General features: G+C 59.5%; 18 protein-coding genes and 5 tRNA genes. 15 read left to right on the forward strand and 8 right to left on the reverse strand.

From position 1 onward, the window contains the following. Positions 1 to 52 precede the first annotated feature (52 nt). Positions 53 to 2,500 carry an ATP-dependent helicase gene (locus H9Q75_RS08625; protein ID WP_186566150.1) on the forward strand — a complete coding sequence of 816 codons (2,448 nt, stop codon included), beginning with the start codon at positions 53 to 55 and terminating at the stop codon, positions 2,498 to 2,500. Position 2,501: 1 nt separating this feature from the next. Here H9Q75_RS08625 and H9Q75_RS08630 read toward each other — a convergent pair whose 3' ends face one another. After that, positions 2,502 to 3,131, reverse strand: coding sequence for an HAD family hydrolase (locus H9Q75_RS08630; protein WP_186566152.1), 630 nt, complete (start codon positions 3,129 to 3,131; stop codon positions 2,502 to 2,504). An 82-nt stretch (positions 3,132 to 3,213) separates the two neighbouring features. Between H9Q75_RS08630 and H9Q75_RS08635 the strand changes: the two genes are divergently transcribed. The 6 genes from H9Q75_RS08635 to H9Q75_RS08660 all read left to right on the forward strand — a co-directional run bounded on the left by H9Q75_RS08635 (position 3,214) and on the right by H9Q75_RS08660 (position 4,799). After that, positions 3,214 to 4,134 (forward strand): DMT family transporter, encoded by a 921-nt coding sequence (locus H9Q75_RS08635; RefSeq protein WP_423788645.1) that lies wholly within the window; start codon positions 3,214 to 3,216, stop codon positions 4,132 to 4,134. Between the two features lie 91 nt (positions 4,135 to 4,225). Then, a tRNA-Gly gene (locus H9Q75_RS08640) sits at positions 4,226 to 4,299 on the forward strand. A 3-nt stretch (positions 4,300 to 4,302) separates the two neighbouring features. Further along, positions 4,303 to 4,379 (forward strand) — tRNA-Arg (locus H9Q75_RS08645). 10 nt (positions 4,380 to 4,389) lie between these two features. Further along, positions 4,390 to 4,465, forward strand: a tRNA-His gene (locus tag H9Q75_RS08650). Between the two features lie 66 nt (positions 4,466 to 4,531). After that, positions 4,532 to 4,606, forward strand: a tRNA-Gln gene (locus tag H9Q75_RS08655). Positions 4,607 to 4,723: 117 nt separating this feature from the next. After that, a tRNA-Lys gene (locus H9Q75_RS08660) sits at positions 4,724 to 4,799 on the forward strand. Positions 4,800 to 5,099: 300 nt separating this feature from the next. Here the strand turns inward: H9Q75_RS08660 and H9Q75_RS08665 are convergent. The 3 genes from H9Q75_RS08665 to H9Q75_RS08675 all read right to left on the reverse strand — a co-directional run bounded on the left by H9Q75_RS08665 (position 5,100) and on the right by H9Q75_RS08675 (position 9,208). After that, positions 5,100 to 6,566 carry an MFS transporter gene (locus H9Q75_RS08665; RefSeq protein WP_186566156.1) on the reverse strand — a complete coding sequence of 489 codons (1,467 nt, stop codon included), beginning with the start codon at positions 6,564 to 6,566 and terminating at the stop codon, positions 5,100 to 5,102. 13 nt (positions 6,567 to 6,579) lie between these two features. Continuing rightward, the gene (locus H9Q75_RS08670; RefSeq protein WP_186566158.1) at positions 6,580 to 8,037 is read right to left on the reverse strand and encodes an MFS transporter; all 1,458 of its coding nucleotides are present in this window, start codon (positions 8,035 to 8,037) and stop codon (positions 6,580 to 6,582) included. 208 nt (positions 8,038 to 8,245) lie between these two features. Beyond that, a complete protein-coding gene (locus tag H9Q75_RS08675) occupies positions 8,246 to 9,208 on the reverse strand; it encodes a helix-turn-helix domain-containing protein (protein WP_186566159.1) in 963 nt (320 codons plus the stop codon). 396 nt (positions 9,209 to 9,604) lie between these two features. Here H9Q75_RS08675 and H9Q75_RS08680 point away from each other — a divergent pair, with 396 nt between their 5' ends. From H9Q75_RS08680 to H9Q75_RS08715, 8 genes are all read left to right on the forward strand, one after another. After that, the gene (locus H9Q75_RS08680) at positions 9,605 to 10,804 is read left to right on the forward strand and encodes a thiolase family protein (RefSeq protein WP_186566161.1); all 1,200 of its coding nucleotides are present in this window, start codon (positions 9,605 to 9,607) and stop codon (positions 10,802 to 10,804) included. Positions 10,805 to 10,823: 19 nt separating this feature from the next. Further along, positions 10,824 to 12,023, forward strand: coding sequence for a thiolase family protein (locus H9Q75_RS08685; RefSeq protein ID WP_186566163.1), 1,200 nt, complete (start codon positions 10,824 to 10,826; stop codon positions 12,021 to 12,023). Between the two features lie 75 nt (positions 12,024 to 12,098). Continuing rightward, positions 12,099 to 12,917, forward strand: a complete 819-nt coding sequence (locus H9Q75_RS08690; protein WP_186566165.1) for an EthD domain-containing protein — start codon at positions 12,099 to 12,101, stop codon at positions 12,915 to 12,917. A 12-nt stretch (positions 12,918 to 12,929) separates the two neighbouring features. After that, a complete protein-coding gene (locus H9Q75_RS08695) occupies positions 12,930 to 14,870 on the forward strand; it encodes an NAD(P)/FAD-dependent oxidoreductase (RefSeq protein WP_186566167.1) in 1,941 nt (646 codons plus the stop codon). Positions 14,871 to 14,931: 61 nt separating this feature from the next. Beyond that, complete coding sequence (locus tag H9Q75_RS08700; protein WP_186566169.1) at positions 14,932 to 16,155, forward strand: CaiB/BaiF CoA transferase family protein; 1,224 nt, start codon at positions 14,932 to 14,934, stop codon at positions 16,153 to 16,155. A gap of 40 nt (positions 16,156 to 16,195) precedes the next feature. Next, positions 16,196 to 16,933, forward strand: coding sequence for an SDR family oxidoreductase (locus H9Q75_RS08705; protein WP_186566171.1), 738 nt, complete (start codon positions 16,196 to 16,198; stop codon positions 16,931 to 16,933). A gap of 48 nt (positions 16,934 to 16,981) precedes the next feature. After that, complete coding sequence (locus tag H9Q75_RS08710; protein WP_186566173.1) at positions 16,982 to 17,947, forward strand: phosphotriesterase family protein; 966 nt, start codon at positions 16,982 to 16,984, stop codon at positions 17,945 to 17,947. A gap of 31 nt (positions 17,948 to 17,978) precedes the next feature. Next, a complete protein-coding gene (locus H9Q75_RS08715) occupies positions 17,979 to 18,770 on the forward strand; it encodes an SDR family NAD(P)-dependent oxidoreductase (protein WP_186566175.1) in 792 nt (263 codons plus the stop codon). Between the two features lie 111 nt (positions 18,771 to 18,881). Here H9Q75_RS08715 and H9Q75_RS08720 read toward each other — a convergent pair whose 3' ends face one another. The 4 genes from H9Q75_RS08720 to H9Q75_RS08735 all read right to left on the reverse strand — a co-directional run bounded on the left by H9Q75_RS08720 (position 18,882) and on the right by H9Q75_RS08735 (position 22,908). Next, complete coding sequence (locus H9Q75_RS08720) at positions 18,882 to 20,048, reverse strand: CaiB/BaiF CoA transferase family protein (protein WP_186566177.1); 1,167 nt, start codon at positions 20,046 to 20,048, stop codon at positions 18,882 to 18,884. Positions 20,049 to 20,147: 99 nt separating this feature from the next. Beyond that, positions 20,148 to 21,005 carry a beta-keto acid cleavage family enzyme gene (locus H9Q75_RS08725; RefSeq protein WP_186566178.1) on the reverse strand — a complete coding sequence of 286 codons (858 nt, stop codon included), beginning with the start codon at positions 21,003 to 21,005 and terminating at the stop codon, positions 20,148 to 20,150. 19 nt (positions 21,006 to 21,024) lie between these two features. Further along, positions 21,025 to 21,879, reverse strand: a complete 855-nt coding sequence (locus H9Q75_RS08730; RefSeq protein WP_186566180.1) for a 3-hydroxyacyl-CoA dehydrogenase family protein — start codon at positions 21,877 to 21,879, stop codon at positions 21,025 to 21,027. A 36-nt stretch (positions 21,880 to 21,915) separates the two neighbouring features. Continuing rightward, positions 21,916 to 22,908, reverse strand: a complete 993-nt coding sequence (locus H9Q75_RS08735; RefSeq protein WP_186566182.1) for an ABC transporter ATP-binding protein — start codon at positions 22,906 to 22,908, stop codon at positions 21,916 to 21,918. Between the last annotated feature and the right edge of the window lie 6 nt (positions 22,909 to 22,914).

The raw sequence follows: 22,914 nt of genomic DNA on the forward strand, positions 1-22,914 counted from the left end.
TTTTTGAGATACAATAACGGGTACTGCGAATAAGAAAAGGAATGGAGCAACTATGCTGGAACAGAGTATGCAGCTGCGCTTCTGCAAAGCCAGACGGGCGGCGATTGAGCTGGATTTTCAAAACCTCAACCCGGAACAGCGGCGGGCGGCCCTGGCGACCGAGGGGCCGCTTCTGCTGCTGGCCGGGGCCGGCAGCGGGAAAACCATGGTGCTCATCCATCGGATCGCCAACCTGATGAAGTACGGCCGGGGGTCTGACTCGGAGGAGACGCCCGACTGGGTGACACAGACGGATGTGGACGCTCTGGAGGAGTATGTCCGCCGTCCCGACCCGGCCCGGAAGGCCGAACAGGAGCGCCTTTGCCGCCTGGACCCTGCCGTGCCCTGGTCCATTATTGCCATCACCTTTACCAATAAGGCCGCCGGAGAGCTGAAGGAGCGGCTGGAGCGGATGCTGGGGCCGCAGGCCAGCGATATCTGGGCCTCCACCTTCCACTCCGCCTGTGTGCGCATCCTGCGCCGGGACATTGAGCGGCTGGGGTATGGGAAGTCCTTCACAATCTATGACACCGCCGACTCGGAGCGGGTGGTCAAGGACATTGTGAAGGACTTCCGCCTGGACGAGAAGCTGTTCCACGCCCGCACGGTGCTGGGCTATATTTCCCGGGCCAAGGACGAGATGAAGCTGGGGGCGGACTATCTGGCCCAGTGCGAAAAGGCTGGGGACTTCCGCCTGGTAAAAATCGCCCGGATTTATGTCGAGTATGAGCGCCGCCTCCGGGACGCCAACGCCCTGGATTTTGACGACATTATCCTCAACACCGTTCGTCTGCTGCTGGAATTTGACGACGTACGGGAGTATTATCAGAGGAAATTCCGCTATGTGCTCATTGACGAGTACCAGGACACCAACCATCTGCAGTACCTGCTGGCCTCCACCCTGGCCGGGGGATATGAGAACATCTGCGTGGTGGGTGACGACGACCAGTCCATCTACCGCTTCCGGGGCGCCACCATTGAGAATATCCTCTCCTTTGAGAGCCAGTATAAGAGCGCCCGGGTCATCCGGCTGGAGCGCAACTACCGCTCCACCAAAAACATCCTGGCAGCCTCCAACGCAGTGATCCGCAATAACCAGGGGCGTAAAGGCAAGGAGCTCTGGACCGAGCAGGACGCGGGGGACAGGGTCCAATGCTACACCGCCATGAACGAGCACGACGAGGCCCAGTATGTCGCCGCCCAGATTCTCGCGGACTTTTCCGCCGGGAAGGCCTGGAAGGACCACGCGGTGCTCTACCGGATGAACGCCCAATCCAACCAGCTGGAGCAGGCTTTCAAGCGCAACGGCGTGCCCTACCGCATCATCGGGGGCATCCGCTTCTTCGATCGGGCGGAGGTAAAGGATATGTTGGCCTATCTGTGTGTGGTCAACAATCCCAACGACGATCTGCGCCTGAGCCGCATCATCAACAATCCGCCCCGGGGCATCGGGGCCACCACCATTGAGCGGGCCCAGGCTCTGGCCGCCCGGGAAGGGCGCTCCCTGTGGGAGATCATCAGCCGTGCCGGCGCCTATCCGGAGCTGCAGAAGGCCGCGGCCCGGCTGGCCCAGTTCTGCAGCCTGATCGGCCAGCTGCGCGGCCTGTCGGGCGAACTGGAGCTGCCCGCCTTCTATGAGGAGGTGGTGGCCCAAACCGGTTATGCGGTGATGCTGGAGCAGAAGAACACCATTGAGGACCGCACCCGCCTGGAGAACGTGCGAGAGCTGCTGACCTCCATCAACAGCTACCTGGAGGGGGCGGAGGAGCCCAGCCTGGCGGGCTTTTTGGACGAGATCGCCCTATATACCGACCTGGACAGCCACGACCCCAGCGAGGACTGCGTGGTGATGATGACCATGCACTCGGCCAAAGGGCTGGAGTTTCCGGTGGTGTTCGTGGTGGGCGTGGAGGAGGGCATCTTCCCCGGCATCCGCTCCATCGGGGAGCCGGAGGAGATGGAGGAAGAGCGCCGGCTGTGCTACGTGGCCATGACCCGTGCCAAGGAGAAGCTGTACATGACATGCGCCGCCCAGCGCATGATCTTTGGCCGCACCAGCGCCAACCGGCCCTCCCGCTTCCTGGGGGAGATCCCGGAGGAGTATGTGGAGAAGAGCGGGCACAGCTACTGCTCGGAGCGCTCTGGCGAGGAGGGCGAGTGGAAGCCGCGGGAGCAGCGGACACGGGCGGCGCGCACCTACGACAGGGGCTACTCCGTGGGGGAGAGCTGGTCCGGGGGAAGCGCGCCTGCGGGGGGCGGTAGGCCGGCCCCGGGGCCGGCCAAAGGCGGCCTGCCCGGCTTCGCCAAAGGTGATACGGTGCTTCACCGGGCCTTTGGCCGGGGTATGGTGACCAAGCTCACGCCCATGGGAGGTGACGCCTTGGTGGAGATCGCCTTTGAAAGCGTGGGCACCAAGAAGCTGATGCTCAAATCCGCGGCCCAGTACATGAGCAAGGAATAGATTACCCCAGTAGCTCCTCAAAGCTGTGTATGAAGCGGTGGCAGGTGCGCCGGAGTTCCGCCTCGTAAAGGCCGTAAAAGGGGTCGGCTACTCCCACCACCGTCAGCCCGGCCTGCCGGGCCGCCGCGCACGCGCCGGGGGAGTCCTCGTACAGGGTGCACTCCCCGGCGGAGACCTCCAGCCGCTCCAGCAGCCGGGGGAAGGCCGTGGAATCCCGCTTCTCCGCGCCCAGGTCCTCGGCAAAGACCAGGTGGTCAAAATACCCGGCCAGGCCGTGCCGGTCCAGGGCGGCCTGGCACAGCTCCTTCACGCAGGAGGTGAAGAGGACCATCCGATCTCCACGGGCCTGACAGCGGACCAGGTACGCCAGCGCCCCCGGCTTGAGGGGGACGTGGTGGAGATAGGCATCCCGGGCCAGGTCCATCCACTGGTCCATGATTTCCCGGGGACTCAGCGCCAGGTGATAGTAGTCTTTTGTAATCTGCGCCGCCGCAGGGAACAGGGCGTGGCCCATGAGATCGCTGTATTCCCGGGTGGGAGAGAGGCCCAGCCGGCCCAAAAAGCGCAGGTCCACCTCCACCCACACGCCGTTGGAGTCGATCAGCGTTCCGTCTAAATCAAAAATCTGCATTGCAGCCTCCCCTGCGCCCTGGGGCGCGGTATTCGAATCTTTTCTCAGCCAGTTTACCACAAACAAAGGAGCCATGACAACTGTGAACGAAACCGTTATGCGCCGCCTGGCCAAGCCCATGCTCTTTGCCGCGGCCCTCATCTGGGGATCCTCCTTCTTCATTATGAAGGGAGCCGTGGACGTGATTCCCACCTTCTATCTGCTGGCCATCCGCTTCACCGGCGGCGCGCTGCTGCTGGGCCTGGTGTTCTGGAAAAAATGGAAACTGCTTTTTACAAAGGACTACCTCTGGCGGGGCGCTGTCATAGGCGCGTTTCTCTTTCTGGCCTATTCCGTGCAGACCTTTGGCCTGATGGGCACCACTCCGTCTAAAAACGCCTTTCTGACCGCAGTGTACTGTGTGCTGGTGCCCTTTTTGTACTGGCTGGTGATGAAGCGCCGGCCCGACCGCTACAATATTCTGGCCGCCGTGCTCTGTGTGGCCGGGGTGGGCTTTGTATCCCTAAACAGCGGCTTTACCGTCACCTGGGGGGACGCCCTTACCCTGTGCTGCGCCTTCTTCTACGCGGCCCATATTGTGGCGGTGGCCAAGGTCTCCCCGGGAAAGGACATCTACCTGCTCACGGTGTTCCAGTTCGCCTTTGCCGCCCTGTACGCCTGGATCTGCGGCGCCTGCTTCCAGAGACTACCCGCCGCGGACGTGCTCAGCGCCGACCTGCTGATCCAGATGGCCTACCTGATCGTCATGGCCACCACAGTGGCGCTTTTGTTTCAGAACGTGGGACAGGTGTGGTCCGACCCCTCCTCCGCCGCGGTGATATTGTCCCTGGAGTCGGTGTTCGGCGTGCTCTTCTCGGTGCTCTTTTACGGGGACCCGGTGACGGCCCGCCTGGTGGTTGGGTTTGCCCTGATTTTTGTAGCCGTGCTGTGTTCCGAAACCAAGTTCGCCTTCCTGCAGCACAAGGGCCCGCGGAGGGGAAAGGCCTCCATCCCGGAGCGATAAAAGAGTAATAAAACACAGAAAAAAGGATTGACAAAACCGACGCTTTATGCTACTATCTTAAGGCTGACATTCTACGTCAAGCAGCTCCCATGCGGGTGTAGTTCAATGGTAGAATCCCAGCCTTCCAAGCTGGTCGCGTGGGTTCGATTCCCATCACCCGCTCCAAATGCGCCTGTAGCTCAGGTGGATAGAGCAACTGCCTTCTAAGCAGTGGGTCAGGGGTTCGAGTCCCTTCAGGCGTGCCAATGTCTTATGGTGGATGTAGTTCAGTTGGTAGAGCATCGGATTGTGGTTCCGAGTGTCGCGGGTTCGAGTCCCGTCATCCACCCCATATGACCTCAAGGCGGAGGGGCCGGAGCGTCCGCTCCGGCTCTTCGTTTTGCAGGACCTGCTATGTTGGGGTGTAGCCAAGTGGTAAGGCACGGGACTTTGACTCCCGCATTCGCTGGTTCGAGTCCAGCCATCCCAGCCACGTCGGAGCAAAGCCCACTCCACTCGGAGCACCCTTGCGGGTACTCCTTGCTCCTACTTTCCAAATGGAACCCGCTGGGCTGGGCTTCCATTTGGGGAGACGGGGGAAGCGGAATATGACTCAGTAGCTCAGTCGGTAGAGCAACTGCCTTTTAAGCCGTGGGTCCGGGGTTCGAGTCCCCGCTGGGTCACCATAAAAATACCCACACCATTTTGGTGTGGGTATTTTTATGGTGACTGTAAGAGATTAAAATGCTCGGGCGAAATGAATTCGCCCTGCGCAATTCTCTCTGCCTCTGCGCCCGAATATACGGTGCAAACGCGCCGCCGGCCAGGAGGCGCGGGTTTAGCGGATAAAAGAGCCCTTTTATCGCACTGGGGCAAAATAAAAAGACATCCGAAAGGATGTCTTTTTTGTTTTGAGTTCCGGCCGCGGAGAGCGGCCTCCACCCATCGGTATTGCTATGCTCGGGGTCGGCAAAGCCAAATGACCTTTAAAGGCGCTGTGCACAATTGGGCGGAAGCTGCTGATCCGCCCTTTTCTTTTTGCCTGGAATGAGAAGCAGGACCGCCAGCATGATAAGCAATCCGCAGATGGCGCTGAAGATTGCGGCGGCGGAGAAGGTCTCGGCAATGGCCTGGGCAATATGTTCGCAGCCGCCCTGTGCGGCTGCGGCCACGTATTTTATATTATAAAAAATGTTGTAGACTGCACTGAATACCGTGCCGCCGATGCTGCTTCCGAACATCAGGTTGGCTGTGGCCGTGCCCATGCGATCCTGCTCCACACCCAGCTGCATATAGGGCTGGATGGTTACGGACTGACAGCTTGTCCCCACGCCGAAGATCAACATGGTCAGATAGATCACGGGCAGCGGCGTGGCCGAGGACCAGGCTGCGGAAATCAGGCTTCCTGCCGCGATTGCCGCGCCGCAGAGCACAAAGACCGCGCGGAAGCGGTACTTGTCCCTGGAGATCCAGCCTCCCAGAAAACTGGGCAGCACACAGAACAACAGGTTTTTCGGCATGGCCAGCGTACCGCTCGCCGTGGCGCTCAGGCCCATCACCGACTGGCCGAACAGCACCAGAACCGAGGAGCACAGATAGACCATGGGCGGAATCAGCATTTGCACGGCAAAGGATACCGCATAATGACGCCTGCGGAACAGGGTGAGGTCGATCAGCGGGTCGGGGGCCTGCTTTTCCCGCCAAAACAGCAGCACCCCCAGCAGGAGCCCCATCGCCAGCAGAGCGACCCCAAGGGCGGAGCCGCGCTGAAACACGATTCCGCCCAGGGAGCACCATCCCAGCAGGCACACCAGGCAGCCGCCTAGCAGAGCGATGCCGGGAAAGTCGATGGCGGGCGCGGCCTTGGCCGGACGGTTTGGATAAAATTTCATCAGGAGTACAAAGGACGCCGCCCCAGGTACGGTGGTCAGGGTAAAGATGGAGAACGGTCCCAGATAGTCTACGATCAGGCCGCCGCAGAGTAGCCCGACCACCAGCGCCACGCCATTGATCGTGCCGAACACGCCAAACCAACGGGGCCGCTCCTCCGCGGTGGTAACGTCGCTGAGAATAGTGGTCGGATAGGGATTCAGCAGTCCGCCGGCCAGATTCCCGAGGGCAAACAGAAGAAAAAACACCGTGCCGTTGGTGGGGATGGCGCAGGCCAGCATGAATACCAGCCGGACTGCCGAACCGATAAGGCAGACTCTGCGCCGCCCGAAGCGGTCCCCCAGCTTTCCGCCGATAGGGGTTACCAGGCAGGAGAACAGGGCTGTGACCGCGCCCAGCATGGCATAGGCCGCCATTGTGTTATACCGCTGCATTAACGCCGGAAGGGCCACGGGCATGGCGAAGGTGAAAAAGACGTTGTAAAACCACAAGAGGCTGGCGCCGGCGATCACACCCCGCTTCGCGACAGGCGGGAGGGGAATGTAAGGCGATTGCTGTGTCACGATGACGGCCTCCTTATTCAACCGCGCTGCTGCCGACGCCGGCGCGGCGCTTTGGGATCAGAAGGAATGCGGCGGCGAGGATTACCAGGCCGCCTGCGGCGCTGACCAACGACATGACGGAGAAAACGTCGGCAACCGCCTGGCGCAGATGAATTCCGCCGCCCGCCGCCATGGCGGCGGCGTATTTCGCGTTGTAGAAGATGTTGTAAAACGAATTGAACATCACCACGCCGACGGAATTGGAGAAGTAGATCATCGCTGTGGCCATGCCCATCTCTTCGTGGCGGACGGACAGCTGCATATAGGGATTAATGCATACGGCCTGACTGCTGGTGGATATTCCGAAGATCAGCATGGTGAGATAGATGCAGATCACCGGCGTCTGGATGTTCCAGCCCGCTGCGATCAGGCTTCCGATCACCATTGTCCCGCCGCAAAGTGCGAACGCGGTGCGGAAGCGTCTGCTCTGGTCCCTGGCGATCCATACACCGATAAAGGAGGGCAGTATGCACAGAAGCAGATTTTTCGGCATGGCCAGGGTGCCGCTCACCGTGGCGCTCAGCCCCAGGCTCACCTGGCCGAACAGGGCCAGAACGGAGGAGCATAGGCACATCATCGGGGCCAGCATCATGTGAGTCAGAAAGGACATGGTAAAGCTACGGTTGCGGAAAAAGGAGAAGTTGATGAGGGGGTCTTTGACCCAGCGCTCATATCGCGCTAGCAACACCAGCAAAAGCACCCCCAGAATAAGCAGGGCAAGCCCTGCTGGAGATACCCGGGGAAAAAGAGACCCGCCGACGGAACACCAGAGCAGGATACAGGCAAACCCGCCGCCCAGAAGGGCCATCCCGCCGCCGTCGATGCCGCCCGCCCTGTTTGTGGTGGGGCGGTTGGGGTAGAAGAGAGACAAGAGGATAAGGGCGGCCAAAAGAAAAGGGGCGAAAAAAAGAAACAGGGACAAGGGGCCGAATAGATCGGAGAGCACCCCACCCAGAAACAGCCCCAGCAGGAAAGCCAGTCCCTGGATCGTGCCGAACACGCCAAACCAGCGGGGGCGTTCCTCTGCGGTGGTGACATCGCTTAAAATGGCGGAGGGATAGGCGCCCAGCACACCGCCCAGCAGATTGCCTGCCACATAGACCGCGAAGAACCAGGCCGGTGTCATTTCGACCGCACAGAGCAGCATCATCGCCAGACGGACCCAGCCCACAGTGAGGCAGACTCTGCGCCGCCCGAAGCGGTCTCCCAGCTTTCCACCGATGGGGGTTACCAGACAGGAGCCCAGGGAGGAGATGCCTCCAAAAATGGCATACCAGGCCATCAGATTGTAATGAGACAGCAGTGCCGGAAACGCCACGGGAAGAGCAAAGGAGAAAAAGAGGTGATAAAACCACAGACACCCTGCCCCTGCGATGACGCCGTATTTTCCGCGCGGGGAAAGCGCAATATAAGCGGACGGACTTTGCTCCATAAGTGTAACCCTCCATAAAATGTTCTAAAATTAGGCTACCCTATTTTGCGGAGCATGTCAATAGTTTTTCTAAAAATCATTTTTTTAGAATTAAAAAGGAATTATTAAAATAATTTTATATCTAATTTTAATTTTTGAAAAAAGTGGCCCGGAAGAATAATATCAGATGTGTTCTGATATTATTCTTCCGGGCCGTCAAATACCCGCTTTATTCCTGCTCCTGCGCATCCCTGTGGAGCTGCTGCAGGATGTCTTCAATGGTCATCTTTTTGCGGCCAAGAACGGATACGATGAACCCGTTTTGCTGGAGAATCTTTTGGGTCGCTTCATCCGTGGGATTGCCGTAGGACAGAATATTTGAGGCAAACATCCGGCGGTACTGCCCGGGGGGAATCCGCGTCACTTTCTTAAAGATTCGGCTGAAATGGCTTAGATTCGTAAACCCGGTAGCAGAAGCCACCTGTGTCAGACTCATGTCGGAGAAAGAAATCAGTTCCGCCGCCTTGCGGATGCGGATCACAGTCTGGCAGTTTCCGATGGTCATGCCGGAGTCCCGCTTAAACACGGAGCAGATATAGTTTTTATTAAAGCCCACTGCCTCGGCAATCTCCTGGAGTGATACCTCCCGGCTGTAGTTTTGTTCCAGATAGCGGATAATCTCCCTGGAGAGCGGGGAATAACCAACCGTGTCTACCATGCCGGCGTCCTCCCCCTCAACGGGGGCGCCCTCGCCGTAATGGCGGAACAGATAATTGATCACTGCAACCAGATAGTCCGAGACAAAGGCCGGTGTGGAGGCCCGGGCGCAGGTGCTCTCCGCGACCAGCTCCCGGACCAATCCGGATACAAAGTCGTCCTTTGGAAAAAAGGGCGGGAGAGTCGTGAGCAGCGCCTCCAGCCGGGGGGCGGAGATGGTGAACTTGACCTCATAACAGCGGCAGACCTCGTCGGACATGTTTTCCATCCCGTGAAGCACATTAGGCTTGGCCAACACGCTCTCCCCCGCCTCCAAAATCCGCTCCTCATCTCCCACGGAATACTTCTGTGGCCCCTCCCGGACAAGAAAAAGCTGATAATAGTCGTGGGCATGGGACTTAAGTCCGCCGTGGGGCTGAAAGCTGGATTCCGCTACCCAGAGGACCGTATTTTCCTGTTCTGGAATATAGGTCATACAATGGCCTCCCTTGTAATTGATGTTATTTTCCACATTTTATTCGGTTTTCAAAAGAAAAGCAAGCAAAGTCTTCTGAAGCCGATCTTTTGAACCTTTTTTGACTGAAAATTAGAATAATTGAAATACAGCTGCAAACGGAATTAAAATAATTTTAGAAAATAATTTTAGATAAAAATATCTGAATTTTAAGATAATTATATTGACAAACTCTTACTAAATGTGTATTTTATAGGTGGATGTGCTGCATGTCAAGGAATGTGAAGTTAATTTTAGATAAAATTTTTAAGGTGAATATCAGAACAATAAACTGAGGGGGATAAAAGGGAAAGAAACCGCCGCCGCGAGGAGTGCGGCCGACTGAAAATATGCAGAAATAAGGAGGAAATACACAACATGCGAGAAGTAGTATTTGTAGACGGAGTGCGGTCCGCATTCACAAATTTGGGCGGAGGCCTGCGGGATTTGGCCTCCACCGAGATTGCGGCTTTTGTGCTGAAGGGGCTGGCGGACAGGACTGGGATCCTGGAGCGCGGGAAGGTGGATGGGCTGTTCTGCGGCAATGCCCTGCGCGACGGAAAAGCGTCCAATATTGGACGCTATGCCGCTTTGCTGGCAGGACTGCCCATTGAGACCGAGGCGCACTACGTGGAGATGCAGTGCGGCTCTGCGATCACAAGCGTGAACCATGCGGCGGCCATGATTGCCCTGGGCTATGCGGATGTACTTATGGTAGGCGGTATGGAGTCCTATTCCACCATGAACGCGGAGTTTTCCATGAACGACGAGCCCTACAAGCTGATCCCGCCCATCCCCCTGGCGTCCCATTTGGCCCCCACGAAGGATGAGGATATCACCATGATCGAGGTCAGCGATAAAATGGCGGAGAAATGGGGTGTTTCCCGCGCACAGTGCGACGAGTACGCCGCCCGCAGCCAGCAGCGCCTGGCCGCGGCCTATCAAAACGGTATTACCGGCGACGAGATTGTCCCCTTTGTCTATCCCGCCACCAAAAAGACCCCGGAGATCCGGATTGACAAGGACGAATTTCCCAAGCCCGCCACCACGGTGGAGGGACTGTCCAAGCTGAGAAGTGTGATGCCGGGCGGCGTGACCACTGCGGGCAACGCCTCCGGGCGCAACGACGGCGCCGCTTTCCTGCTGATGATGAGCGCGGACAAGGCCAAGGAGCTGGGCTATACGCCCTACGCCAAATGGGTTATGGGCGCAGATGTCGGAGTTCACCCTTATGAGATGGGGATTGGTCCCGCCTTCTCCAACCTGAAGGCCATGAAGCTGGCCGGCCTGACTGTAGGCGATTTCGACGTGTTCGAGTGCAACGAGGCGTTTGCCGCACAGAATCTGGGCGTCATTCGTGAAATGGAGAAGCAGAGCGGCGTGAAGATCGACCAGGAGCGCTGGAATCCAAACGGCGGCGCGATTTCCATCGGCCACCCCAACGGCGCCTCCGGCGGCCGTATCGCCATGTTCTGCATGCGCCAACTGGAAAAGACCGGCGGGAAATATGGCCTGTTCAGCTCCTGCTGCGGCGGTGGGCACGGCACCACCACCATCATCGAGAATCTGCGGCGCTAAGAAAGGGAGAGTGAGAGATATGCGCGAAGTAGTTATTGTGGACGGAGCCCGTTCGGCCTTTACAAATTTTGGCGGCAGCCTGCGCACACTGGCCAGCGTGGACATTGCATCCAAGGTCGTGGACGGCCTGTTGGAGCGGACCGGTATCCTGGAGCGGGGCATGGTGGACAGTCTGATGGCGGGCTGTGCCCTGGGGGATATGAAGAGCAAGGATACCGCCCGTTATATCGTCCTTCAGTCCAAGCTTCCTCTGGAGTGCTCCGGCACCTTTGTAGAGATGCAGTGCGGCTCCGCCATTACGAGCCTGAATCACGCAGCCTGGAAGATCCTGACCGGCATGAGCGAGGTGGCCGTGGTGGGCGGAATGGAGTCCTACTCCACCATGACGGCCAAGTTCCCGATGTCCCGGCCCCAGTACAAGCTGATTCCCCCCTATCCCATTGCCCTGGCGCTGACCCCTAATCAGGAGCGCAACATTGATATGGTAAGCGTCAGCGATAAAATGGCCGTCAAGTGGAACATCACCCGGGAAGAGGCCGACGCATATGCCTGCCGCAGCCAGGAGCGTCTGGCTGCGGCCTACAAGAATGGGATTACCGGCGGCGAGATTGTACCAATTACACTCCCGGCGACCAAAAAGACTCCGGAGGTCGTCGTCGATCGGGACGAATTCCCGCGCCCCGGCACCACGCTGGAGGCACTGTCCAGGCTGCGGGCGGTGAACAAAGACGGCGTGACCACCGCGGGCAACGCATCCGGGCGCAACGACGGCGCCGCCTTCCTGCTGGTCATGACCGCAGAAAAGGCCAGGCAGTACGGCTATACGCCCATGGCCAAGTGGATCGGCGGCGCCCATTACGGCGTGCAGGAGGACTATATGGGCATCGGCCCCGCGTTTTCCAACCTGAAGGCACTCAAACAGCTGGGCTTGAGCGTGGACGACATCGACGTGGTGGAGTGCAACGAGGCATTTGCCGCGCAGAACCTCTCCGTCATACGTGAGATGGAGGCGCAGAGCGGCAAAAAGATCGACATGGAGCGGTGGAACCCCAATGGAGGGGCCATCGCCATCGGCCACCCAAACGGAGCCTCCGGCGCGCGTATCTCCATATTCTGCATGCGGCAGCTGGAAAAAACCGGGGGAAAGTACGGAATCATCAGCTCCTGCTGTGGCGGCGGTCTGGGTACCACCGCCGTTATCGAGAATCTCAGACGGTAACCGCATCCGGCGGTCCTGCCGGGACGTGCCGCCCGGCAGGACCGCCGATTCCTATAAAAAACAGGAGGTATAGCTATGAGTTTTACATTTCCCTATGGCACTGGCCGGGTCCGTTTTGTCTGCATGTTCAGCTACCCCAAGGACATCGAGAAGGCGGCCGGGGAAGCCTGGTATCTGGGAAAGCATGTCCCCGAGGCGCGCCGGCTGCCCGGCCTGGTGAGCTTCCGGAGCTGGAAGGCACTGCCCCCGATCAGTATGTGGACATTCGACCCCTACGACCGATTTGATCGGATTTCTGAATTGGTCTTTGAGAACATGGAGGCGTGCCTGAACGCTACGATCCGCCGCCCGGAGCTCTGGGCCAGCGGCTCGGAAGGGCGGCCTGGTTTCCGGGAGCTGGAGTGCGTGCTGCTGGACGAAGAGCCTCAATACAATCTGCTGAAGGACATTCCTGTGCAGCAGTATAAGTACATCAATTTCCCCGGCCGCTATACCCCAGGCATCATGCTGGACACCGACTGTGACGACACATTCCTGGACATCTACATGTTCAACTACGACCCCAAGTTTACCTTTGAGGAGGGCGAGGACTGGTACCTGGGCCATCACGTGCGGGAGGGCCGCATTACAAAGCGTCTGGGACACCGCCATTACCAGACCTGGAAGCCCCTGCGGGTGAAGGTGGACGCGGACTGCCCCCTGCAGCCCAACCGCTTCTGGCGCTTTACCGAGCTGGGCCTGCCCGAGTATGCCCGCGATCCGGCCGGTGCGGGCCTGCTGCCTGGGAAGAAATACGCCGGCATGATTTACACACAGGATCCCCGCGGACAGGTGATCGGGGAGTGGCGCAATATCCTCATTGATCCTGCCCAGGCTGAAGACCTGATGGGCTGAATGGAGAAAGAGATGAACGATCAAAAATTGTTCGCCCGGGGGAAGATTGGTCCTCTGGAGCTGAAAAACCGGATTGTCCTGCCCCCCATGGGTACCAATATGGCCAGCTACACCGGAGAGGCCACGGATGAGATCATCCGCTTCTACGCGGAACGAGCCAAGGGCGGCTGCGGCCTGATCATCACGGAGATCACCCGGATTGACGACGTGACCGGTGTGGGAATGACTGGCCAGCTCTCCGTTACCTCCGGCAAATTTGTGCGCAAACTGGTGCAGCTTACCGACGCCGTCCACCAATATGACAGCAGGATCCTGCTCCAGCTCCATCATCCCGGCCGGGAGATCTCCAGCCGGGCCCTGGGCGGTGTTCAGCCGGTGGCCCCAAGCCCCATCGCCTGCAAGGTGGTGGGCGAGGTCCCCAGGGAGCTGACCGGGCAGGAATGCGAGGACCTGATCCGGAAGTTTATCACCGGGGCTAGCTTGGCAAAGATGGCCGGCTTTGACGGCGTGGAGCTTCACGCCGCCCACGGCTATCTCATCAACCAGTTCCTGAGTCCCTATACCAACAAGCGCACCGACCGGTTCGGTGGCGACCCGGAGGGCCGGATGACCTTCCTGCGGGAGATCATTTTTGGGATCCAAAAGGTGTGCGGCAACGGCTTCCCCATCTCAGTCCGGCTGAGCTGCGACGAATATGTGGAGGGCGGCATTGATTTGGCGGAAGGGGTGCGGATTGCGCAGGCCCTGGAACGGCTCGGCGTATCCGCCATCGACGTAAGCGCCGGCATCTATGAGTCCGGCTATGCCTCCATTGAACCCCAGGGGCTGCCGGAGGGCTGGAAGAAGCATCTGGCCGCCGAAGTGAAAAAACACGTGTCCATCCCGGTCATCGCCGTGAATAACATCAAATATCCCGCTTCCGCTGAGCGCTTTCTGGAGGAGGGCGTGTGCGACTTTGTGGCGGTTGGCCGCGGCCAGATTGCCGACCCGGAGTGGGGGCGTAAGGCGCAGGAGGGCCGTGAGGACGAAATCCGCAAATGTCTGGGCTGCATGTACTGCTTCAGCTGTCTGGGCCGGCTGCACCCCATAGAGTGCACCGTCAATCCGGCGGTGGGCAGGGAGGACAGATTCAACAGCGACACCTTGAAGCGGGACGGAGCCGGCAGGATTGCGGTCGTGGTGGGCGGCGGACCTGCCGGGATGCAGGCAGCGCTGATCTGCGCACGGCGCGGCTTCCATACCATCTTGCTGGAGCGCACCGGCAGCCTGGGCGGCACCGTCCGCCTGGCGGCGCTCCCGCCCCAGAAGGAGATGCTCTCCGAGCTGATCCGCACCCAGCGGCGGGAGTTGGAACTGGCCGGTGTGGAAGTGCGGCTGAACACCGAGGCGACCGTAGAGACGGTGTCGGCCCTGCAGCCCTATGGGGTAATCGTGGCCGTCGGCGGAACCCCTATCGTGCCCGAGCTGCCGGGGAGCAGGCTGCCCCATGTGTATACCGCGGAGCAGTATCTGGCGGGCAAAGCGGAGTTGAAGGGAAAGCGCGTGGCGGTCATTGGCGGCGGCATCACCGGGCTGGAGACCGCCGAGGTCCTGGCCGCGGCTAACCAGGTCACCGTGGTGGAGATGGCAAAGAATGTGGGCGCCACGCTATATCCCACCGTGAAGGCCCTCCTCATGGGGCGTCTCCAGGCCGCCGGCGTGAAGATCCTGACGCAGCATAAGCTCAGCGAGATCTGGGAGGGGGAAGTAATTCTGACCCACGCCAAGACCGGTGAGCCGTCCATTCTGGAGGCCGAGGCCGTGGTCCTGGCCATGGGGGTACGCCCCGACCGGACCGTGGCCGACGCTCTGCGGGCCGCCCTGGACCATGTTGTGTTTGTGGGGGATGTGAGCCGGACCGGCCAAATTGCCGACGCCCTGCGCGAGGCCAATGACAAAGCCTATGTATTTTGATTGTAAAGCTGGGACAGAACCGCGGCGGCGCCTGTTTCAGCGCTAAAAGGAGAGGAGTCATATGAAACCCCTGCAAGGAGTTAAGGTCGTGGAGCTGGGTACCCATATCGCGGTTCCGCTGGCCTCCCGATTATTGGCGGACTGGGGCGCTCAGGTGATTAAGGTGGAAAATCCCAGCGGCGATCTGTGGCGTTATTACGGCCTGAATGTCCGCACCCCCATTTCCGATGAGGAAAACCCCATGTTTTCCATCCCCAATGCCAACAAAAAGATCGTTTCGCTCAATTTGAAGACAGAGGCGGGAAAGCGTATTCTGTTTCAGCTGCTGGAGGATGCCGATGTCTTTATGACCAACGTGCGGATGAAAGGCCTTAAGGGGCTCGGCCTGGACTATGAGAGCCTGTCCTACCGCTTTCCACGGCTGGTTTACTTTCACTTCACCGGGTACGGATATCAGGGGCCCTGGGCCTCCCGCCCCGGCTTCGACATCGCCGCGTTCTGGTCCGCCGGCGGCATGATCGGAAGCTGGACCCGGGAGGGCGCCACGCCGTTCGCCCCGGGCTCCGCCTTTGGCGATGCCACCGTGGCCAGCATGGCAGCCAGCGGCGTGCTGGCCGGTCTGGTGGGCAGCCGGAGCAGCGGCAAGGGCTGCTACCTGACGACCTCACTGTACGCCACCGCCATGTGGTATAATTTCGGGGATGTCATCAGCTGTCAGCCCCAATATGGTCTCAAGCGCCCCGCCCCACAGGAGGATACAAGCAACTTCAACCCCTTCCTGTTCCCCTATCCCTGCAGGGATGGAAAGAGCGTTTATCTGGCCGCCTTGGAATTTGAGCGCAACTATGCCAAATGCCTGAGCGTGTTGGAGATGGAGGAATATCTGGAGGATGAGCGTTATAACACGCTGCCGGCCTACATCGAGCACAGTGAGGAATTTACCGAAAAGGTCAAGGCAAAGATGCTCACCCGCAGCGCGGCCGAATGGGTGGAGCGTTTCGGCGCGGCGGATATTGTGATCCAAGAGATCCTGACCGGCGACGAGCTTTACCAGTGCGAACAGGCGTGGGCGGAAGGGGTGCTGACCAATGTGGAATTCCCTTCCAGCGGCTACGTTACCGCTATGCCCAACACTCCGGTGAAATTCATGGGCGAGGAACTGCCCCACACCCATGCCGTGGGCGGAATCGGCTGCAACACACGGGAGGTGTTGTCCGGACTGGGCTACGCCCAGGAACAGATTGACGCCTTGGCACAATGCGGGGCCGTGCGGATGCCAGACTAAGTATTTTTACCGCGTATTTTAATATTAGGAGGTATTTACCATGTCTGATTTAAAGGGGAAATTTGCCGTTGTTACCGGCGCGGGCAAGGGGATTGGGGCCGCAATAGCGGCCCGCTTTCTCCGGGAACAGGCCGCGGGTGTGGCCATATGGGACTACGACCTGTGTCTGGCGGAGCAAACCGCCGTGCAGTTGGGCGGCAATGCCGTCGCCATCTGCTGCGATGTATCTGACAGCGCTCAGGTGGCCGCGGCCACACAGGCCACTCTGGCCGCCTTTGGGCGGATCGACATCCTGGTCAACAATGCCGGCATTACCCGGGATGCGCAGTTCCAGAATATGACCGAAAAGCAGTGGAACGACGTGCTGCGCATCAACCTGGACGGCCCCTATCACTGCTGCAAGCACGTCGTCCCTCTGATGCGGGAACAGGGCTATGGAAGGATCGTCAATATTTCCTCTTCCTCCGCCAACGGCAACTTTGGTCAGGCCAACTATGCCGCCTCCAAGGCCGGCCTGCTGGGCCTGACCAAAACGCTGGCCAAGGAGCTGGCCGGCAAGGGCATTACCGTCAACGCCATCACGCCCGCCATGATTGACACGGATATGATGCGAGCGGTGCCGGAGAAGATACTCTCCCGGTATATTCAGATCATTCCGCTTCAGCGTCTGGGAACCGTTGACGAACTGGCCGCCGCAGCCCTCTTCCTGGCCAGCGATGACGCCAGCTTTATCACCGGCGTGACCCTGCCCGTCAACGGGGGAACCTTTATTTATTAATTCCTGACAGAATGAAGCAGCGCATGCTCGAAGATTGGAGGAGGCCTCTTGAAGATCAACACCGTGAGCGGCCCGGCGGATACATCTGATCTGGATGTTACACTGATGCATGAGCATATCTTTAATCTCTCTCCCGTCTTTGCCGGAGCATTCCCGGACTGGTGGGATCGGGAGGCCGGCATCCGGAAATTCGCTGGCCATGTGGAGCGACTCAAGAAGTACGGGCTGAACACCATTGTGGATGCCAGCCCCATCACTTTGGGCCGCGATATACGGGCGGTACGGCGGGCGGCGGAGCTGGCCGGAATCCATGTGCTCGCCACCACCGGCGTCTATTATGACGAGGTGCCCTGGCTGCACATCGGCACAGACCCCTATTACTTGGCACAATTTTATATCCGGGAGATCACCCAAGGCATTATGGGCACGGACAGCAAGGCCGCGCTGGTCAAATGTGCCACCGACGTCCCCTTCGGCCTGAGCCAGACCAATCAGATGATGATTGCGGCCGCCGCCATCGCATCAAAGGAGACCGGCGTGCCCGTTATCACCCATGCAAACGCCTGGGAGCGTTACGGCCTGGCCCAGGTGGATGCCCTGCTGGGGTACAGCGTGCCGCCGCACAGGATCGTGATCGGCCACGCGTTTTCCTCCAATGACCTGGACTATGTGGAGGCGCTGTGCAGAAAGGGCGTGTATGTGGGATGCGATCAGATCGGCTTTCCGGCGCTCAACTCCCATGAAAACCTGGCTAAAATGGTGGGCGCTCTGTGCCGGAAGGGGTATGAGGATCAGATTTTCCTCTCCCACGACAGCGCGGTCAACTCTGATTTCGGCATTGCCATGACGCCGGTGGCGCACACCGACGAAAGCGGCATGATCGGCGATTACAGTCAGGTATTTGAGGTTATGCCCGCCCTGCTGGAACGGGAGGGCGTCACACACGCCCAATTTGAGAAAATTATGCGGGAAAATCCCAGACGCTATTTGGAACAGGTGCCCCTGCGGGACTGAGGCCCTGGGGAAGATTGCGAGGTATATGGAAATGGATTACTATCAAAACAAGGTATGCGTCATCACCGGCGCATCCACGGGTATTGGCTACGGCCTTGGCGTAAAGCTGCTGGAATATGGCGCCGGCCGGGTGTACTTTACCGCCCGCACCCAATCCAAGCTGGACGAGGATCGGGAAAAGCTGGCCGCATATGGCGAGCGGGCACAGTTTTTGGCCGTGGACGTTACCGACGCCCAGGCGGTTTCCGCTCTGATGAATCAGGTGGCTGCTGACAACGGCCGGATTGACTTTCTCTTCAATAACGCCGGTATCGGCGCGGGCGGCCCCACGGAACGCGCCTCGCTCCACGCCTGGGAGCGGGTACTGAACACGGATCTGTGGGGGGTAATTTACGGCGTGAACGCAGTGCTGCCCATCATGCTTGCGCAGGGGTTTGGCCATATTGTCAACACGGCCTCCATCCAGGGGCTTACCCCCGCCCCCTATCAGGTGCTGTACTCCACCGCCAAACATGCTGTGGTCGGCCTGAGCGAGAGCCTGCGCATGGAAATGCTGCCGCGCAACATCCATGTCTCCGTCCTGTGTCCCGGGGCGGTGGAGAGTGAGATCTTTCATAAGGGCGGCAACGACACGCCCAAAGACGCCATTACAGCGGAGCATGCCGCTGTCTGGGCACTGGAACGCATCGCCAGGCATCAGGGCATTATTCCGGTGGCCGAGGCGGCCCAGAAGCTGTATGACGTCTATCGGACGGAGCCGGAACGGGTGGAGCAGACTCTGATGGACTTCGGCGCCAGTATTCGCGGACGAAAGCGGGATTGACTCTGTGTAGCTCCGGCAGGCATCTCCCGTTTGGAAAGCGGGAGGGGTAAAATGAATCCAAAAACCATCCCCGTATTCGCTTGCGCGGATACGGGGATGGTTTTTGGGAGCTCAGGTTTTGTTTAAAAGCGCGAGAATCTCCTGGGTATGCTCACCTAGCTTTGGGGCGGCTGTCAGCAGCGCCGGTGTCTGGGACTCTATACGGAAGGGAGGGCAGGGATAAATGTATTCCTCTCCATTGGGGTAGCTAACACGCTGCAGATAGCCGTTAGCCCACGCCTGTTCACTGTCCGGTACCTCGGAGTAATGGTTGAGGCGGGTGCACACAATGTCCAGGCCCGAGAGAATGCGGACCCACTCGTCAGCGGGCTTGGCGGCAAAGGATGCGGCAAAGAGGTCCATCATCTCTTTATTGTGCTGTTTCCGCTTTTCCGGGGTATCAAACCGCGGGTCCTGCAGCAGGTCTGGATACCCGAGTGCCTGGTGCAGGGCCGGGGCGTATCGGCTGTACTCCAAAATACAACACATGACCCACTCGCCGTCCGCGCACAGGTAGGGGGAGCTTTCTGGAGCGCACTCCTCTCTGCGTACCGGCGCGAAACCCGGCGTGTTTCTGGCCACGGCAATCATGCCGCAGGCCGCCCAGATACCAGCGTTGTAGAGAGAGGTGGTGACAAAGTCCCCCTCTCCGGTGGCGGAGCGGCGGAGCAGGGCGGTGAGTATCGTGGCGTACAGCATGGTGCCCGTCACGGTGTCTCCTGCCCCAAGGGGAGTCAGCGCCGGATAGCTGTTGTCGGTCCTCACACTCATGTCCGCCGTATAACCGGCCTTGGCCCAGAAGGCCACCGCATCAAAGCCGGGGGCATCCGCGTCTGGTCCTTCAGGGCCGTAAGCGGTAAGCCAGGCATAAATCAGCCGCGGATGGCGCGCGCGCAGCGTTTCGTGGTCCAGCCCCAGCCGGCGCAGCGACTTGCCTCGGGTATTGGTGAGAAAAATATCCGCCTTGGCAATCAGCTTATGCATGGCGGCCATGCCGTCTGCTGTTTTCAAATCCAGCAGGACGCTCCTCTTTCCGGAGTTGCACACTTCAAACCGGGCATTAATCCGATTCGAGCCGGTTTCATCGCCGTAGCGCCAGGCATCGCCGTAGGGCGGAGCCTCCACCTTAATAACCTGCGCCCCCAGGTCCGCCAACAGCTTCCCACAGGTGGGAGCGGCCACATAGGTGGCCAGTTCCACGACCATCAGCCCGTCGAGCAGTTTCCGATTCGCTTCCATAGAATTCTCCTGTTTTGATAAGAAATTTCCTGCGGAGGGGCATGGCGCCTTTGGCGCCATGCCCCAAAAAACCGAGTTAGGATGCTGCCCAGAGGGCGGTTACCCTTGGTATTCAGCCAGCGCATGGCGGGTAATGCCCAGCATCTGCCGCGCCTCGTCGGCAGTAGCCGGTTCACGGCCTGCCAGACGCGCGATTGCGGCGGCCCGCTCCACCAGCTGTACATTGGTACCCTTCACCCCTTTGGACAGGTAGAGGTTGTCCTCCAGACCCACCCGCAGACCGTCGCAGCCCAGGGCCAGACCGGTGAGCAGCATGGGAAGATGGGCCTTGCCGATGCCGGTGACGCTCCAGGTAGACCCGGCGGGCAGGCGGCGGTGGAGGTATTCCAGGTTTTCCACCGTGCCGTCCATAGCGCCCACCACGCCGAGCACAAACTGGAAATGGCAGGGCGCCTTGAGCACGTTGTAGCCGGTGTAAGCGATAGCGTTGCTCAACATACCCGCGTCAAAGATTTCAATTTCGGGCTTGATGTCGTACTGTTGCGTGGTCTTGCCAAGCTCCACCAGGAAATTGGGGCTGTTCTCAAACACGCCGCCCAGGGCCCAGTTAAAGGTGCCCGCGTCGTAGGAGCATACCTCGGGACGAAGCTGGCGCAGGTGCTCCTGACGGAGAAAGCTGTCATTGCTGCCGCCGGAGGTGGTCAGGTTGACAATGACGTCCACGCCCGCCTTTTCGGTGGCCTCCTTGACCGCCTCAAAGGCGGCGCGGAAATACTCGGTCTGCATAGTGGGACGGCCCTCCTCGTCGTGGACGTGGATATGGACCATAGAGGCCCCAGCCTTGGCCACCGCCACAGCGTCGGCGGCGATCTCCTCCGGGGAGATGGGTATATCCGGGGTCTGTGACTTGCTGCCGGCGGTGCCGGTCAGGGCCGCGGAAAGAATGACTTTTTTCATGGAATTTGCTCCTCAACCTTTATTCGTAATCATAAAAACCGTGGCCTACGGATCGGCCGAAGCGGCCCCGCTTGACCAAATCCTCATAAACATCGTACATGTCCGGCTTCTTCCCGGTGGCCTTGTACTGGGCCTGCATCATGTCGAAGCTCAGGTTGACGCCGGTCAGATCGTTCAGACGGAAGGGGCCCATGGGGTGGTGGAAGCCCTCCTCCATTGCGATATCCACGTCCTGGAAGGTACAGTAGCCGTTCTGAACCAGATAGTGGGCCCGCTCGGTGAGGCCGGCGATCAGGAAGTTGCCGGCAAAGCCAGGGATCTCCTTCTTCTGCCAGATGGGCTTTTTGCCGGTGTTGACGCAGAAGTCGTAGGCGGCTTTGGCAGTCTCGTCGGAACAGTGGGGGCCCTGAACGATCTCCACGAACTTCATGACCAGGGCGGGATTGTAGAAATGCATGTTGCACAGGCGGGAGGGATTGGACACGTCCTGGGCGAAAAGCGAGGACACCATAAAGCTGGAGTTGGTGCACAGGATTACGTCCTTGCCCACAATGCCGTCAAGCTGCTGAAAGAGCTTGTGCTTGACGTCCTCAATCTCCACCACGGCCTCAATGACGCAGTCGGCGCCCTCACAGGCTTTGGCCAGGTCGGCCTCCACACGGAAACGCCTCTGAATGGCGTCCACCTGCTCCTGGGTCATGCGGCCCTTTGTGACGCGGCCGGCGAGGTACTCCTGCGCCCATTTCTGCACGTCCTCCAAAACGGCGGGGGCCACATCGTACACTGCGGCGCCATAGCCGTAGATGGCGGCGTTCAGGGCAATCTGGCGGCCCATACGGCCGCCGCCCACAACACAAATGTTCTTAATTTCCATGTATAATCTCCCTTTCAAAATAATATTGCACCGGACTCAGCCGGCGGCCATCTCGGCCGCGCCCGCATTTGCTGGGGCCCCGCCGCAGCGGTGGCAGGCCACAATGTGCCCGTTTCCCAGGTCGCGCATAGGCTGCTCCTCCTGGCACTGCTTGGTGGCGTAGGGACAGCGAGGGGCAAAGCGGCAGCCCGGCTTGGGATTGATGGGGGAGGATACCTCGCCACGGATGAGCTCCGGCTCCTTGTCCTTATACCCCAGGGCTGGAATGGGAATGGCGCTGAGCAGCGCCTGAGTATAGGGGTGGGCGGGATTGGAGAACAGCTCGTTTCGGGGGGCCCGCTCCACCATCTGGCCGAGGTAGAGCACGGCAATCTCATCGGAGATATGCTTGACCACCGAAAGATTGTGGGTGATGAACATGTAGGTCAGACCCATTTTGTCCTGGAGGTCCATCATCAGGTTCAGAATCTGGGCCTGAATGGACACGTCCAGGGCGGAGACCGGCTCGTCGCACACCACGAATTTCGGATCCAGGGACAGGGCCCGGGCGATGCCGATGCGCTGGCGGCGACCGCCGTCAATCTCATGGGGATAGGTGTTGATGTACCGGTCGGACAGACCTACCGTATCCATCAGCTCCAGTGTGCGGCGCTCCAGGTCAGCCTTGTCCTTGCAGATGCCGTAAATCCGCATGGGCTCGGAAATCGTTTGGAATACCGTTTTTCTCGGATTCAGAGAGGCATAGGGGTCCTGGAAGATAAGCTGCATCTCCCGGCGCATCTTGTGCAGCTCCTTCTGGTCCATTTTGGTTACGTCGCGGCCGTCAAACAGGACCTCGCCTGAGGTGGGCTCAATCAGCCGCAGGATGCAGCGGCCCAAAGTGGACTTACCGCAGCCAGACTCGCCCACGATGCCTAGGGTCTTGCCCCGGGGGATGGTCAGGTTGATGTCGTCCACCGCGTGGAGGTAACCGGCTGGAGTGGGAAAGTATTTTTTCAGGTGGTTGCACGCGAGCAAAATATCACTCATGACGGA

This window comes from Lawsonibacter celer (assembly GCF_014281125.1).
In the GTDB taxonomy this organism is placed as follows: Bacteria; Bacillota; Clostridia; order Oscillospirales; family Oscillospiraceae; genus Lawsonibacter_B; species Lawsonibacter_B celer.

Coding starts and splice junctions, on each gene's coding strand:
- H9Q75_RS08625 (WP_186566150.1), top strand. CDS start 53: ATGCTGGAACAGAGTATGCAGCTGCGCTTCTGCAAAGCCAGACGGGCG.
- H9Q75_RS08630 (WP_186566152.1), bottom strand. CDS start 3,131: ATGCAGATTTTTGATTTAGACGGAACGCTGATCGACTCCAACGGCGTG.
- H9Q75_RS08670 (WP_186566158.1), bottom strand. CDS start 8,037: ATGGAGCAAAGTCCGTCCGCTTATATTGCGCTTTCCCCGCGCGGAAAA.
- H9Q75_RS08675 (WP_186566159.1), bottom strand. CDS start 9,208: ATGACCTATATTCCAGAACAGGAAAATACGGTCCTCTGGGTAGCGGAA.
- H9Q75_RS08680 (WP_186566161.1), top strand. CDS start 9,605: ATGCGAGAAGTAGTATTTGTAGACGGAGTGCGGTCCGCATTCACAAAT.
- H9Q75_RS08685 (WP_186566163.1), top strand. CDS start 10,824: ATGCGCGAAGTAGTTATTGTGGACGGAGCCCGTTCGGCCTTTACAAAT.
- H9Q75_RS08690 (WP_186566165.1), top strand. CDS start 12,099: ATGAGTTTTACATTTCCCTATGGCACTGGCCGGGTCCGTTTTGTCTGC.
- H9Q75_RS08695 (WP_186566167.1), top strand. CDS start 12,930: ATGAACGATCAAAAATTGTTCGCCCGGGGGAAGATTGGTCCTCTGGAG.
- H9Q75_RS08700 (WP_186566169.1), top strand. CDS start 14,932: ATGAAACCCCTGCAAGGAGTTAAGGTCGTGGAGCTGGGTACCCATATC.
- H9Q75_RS08705 (WP_186566171.1), top strand. CDS start 16,196: ATGTCTGATTTAAAGGGGAAATTTGCCGTTGTTACCGGCGCGGGCAAG.
- H9Q75_RS08715 (WP_186566175.1), top strand. CDS start 17,979: ATGGATTACTATCAAAACAAGGTATGCGTCATCACCGGCGCATCCACG.
- H9Q75_RS08720 (WP_186566177.1), bottom strand. CDS start 20,048: ATGGAAGCGAATCGGAAACTGCTCGACGGGCTGATGGTCGTGGAACTG.
- H9Q75_RS08725 (WP_186566178.1), bottom strand. CDS start 21,005: ATGAAAAAAGTCATTCTTTCCGCGGCCCTGACCGGCACCGCCGGCAGC.
- H9Q75_RS08730 (WP_186566180.1), bottom strand. CDS start 21,879: ATGGAAATTAAGAACATTTGTGTTGTGGGCGGCGGCCGTATGGGCCGC.
- H9Q75_RS08735 (WP_186566182.1), bottom strand. CDS start 22,908: ATGAGTGATATTTTGCTCGCGTGCAACCACCTGAAAAAATACTTTCCC.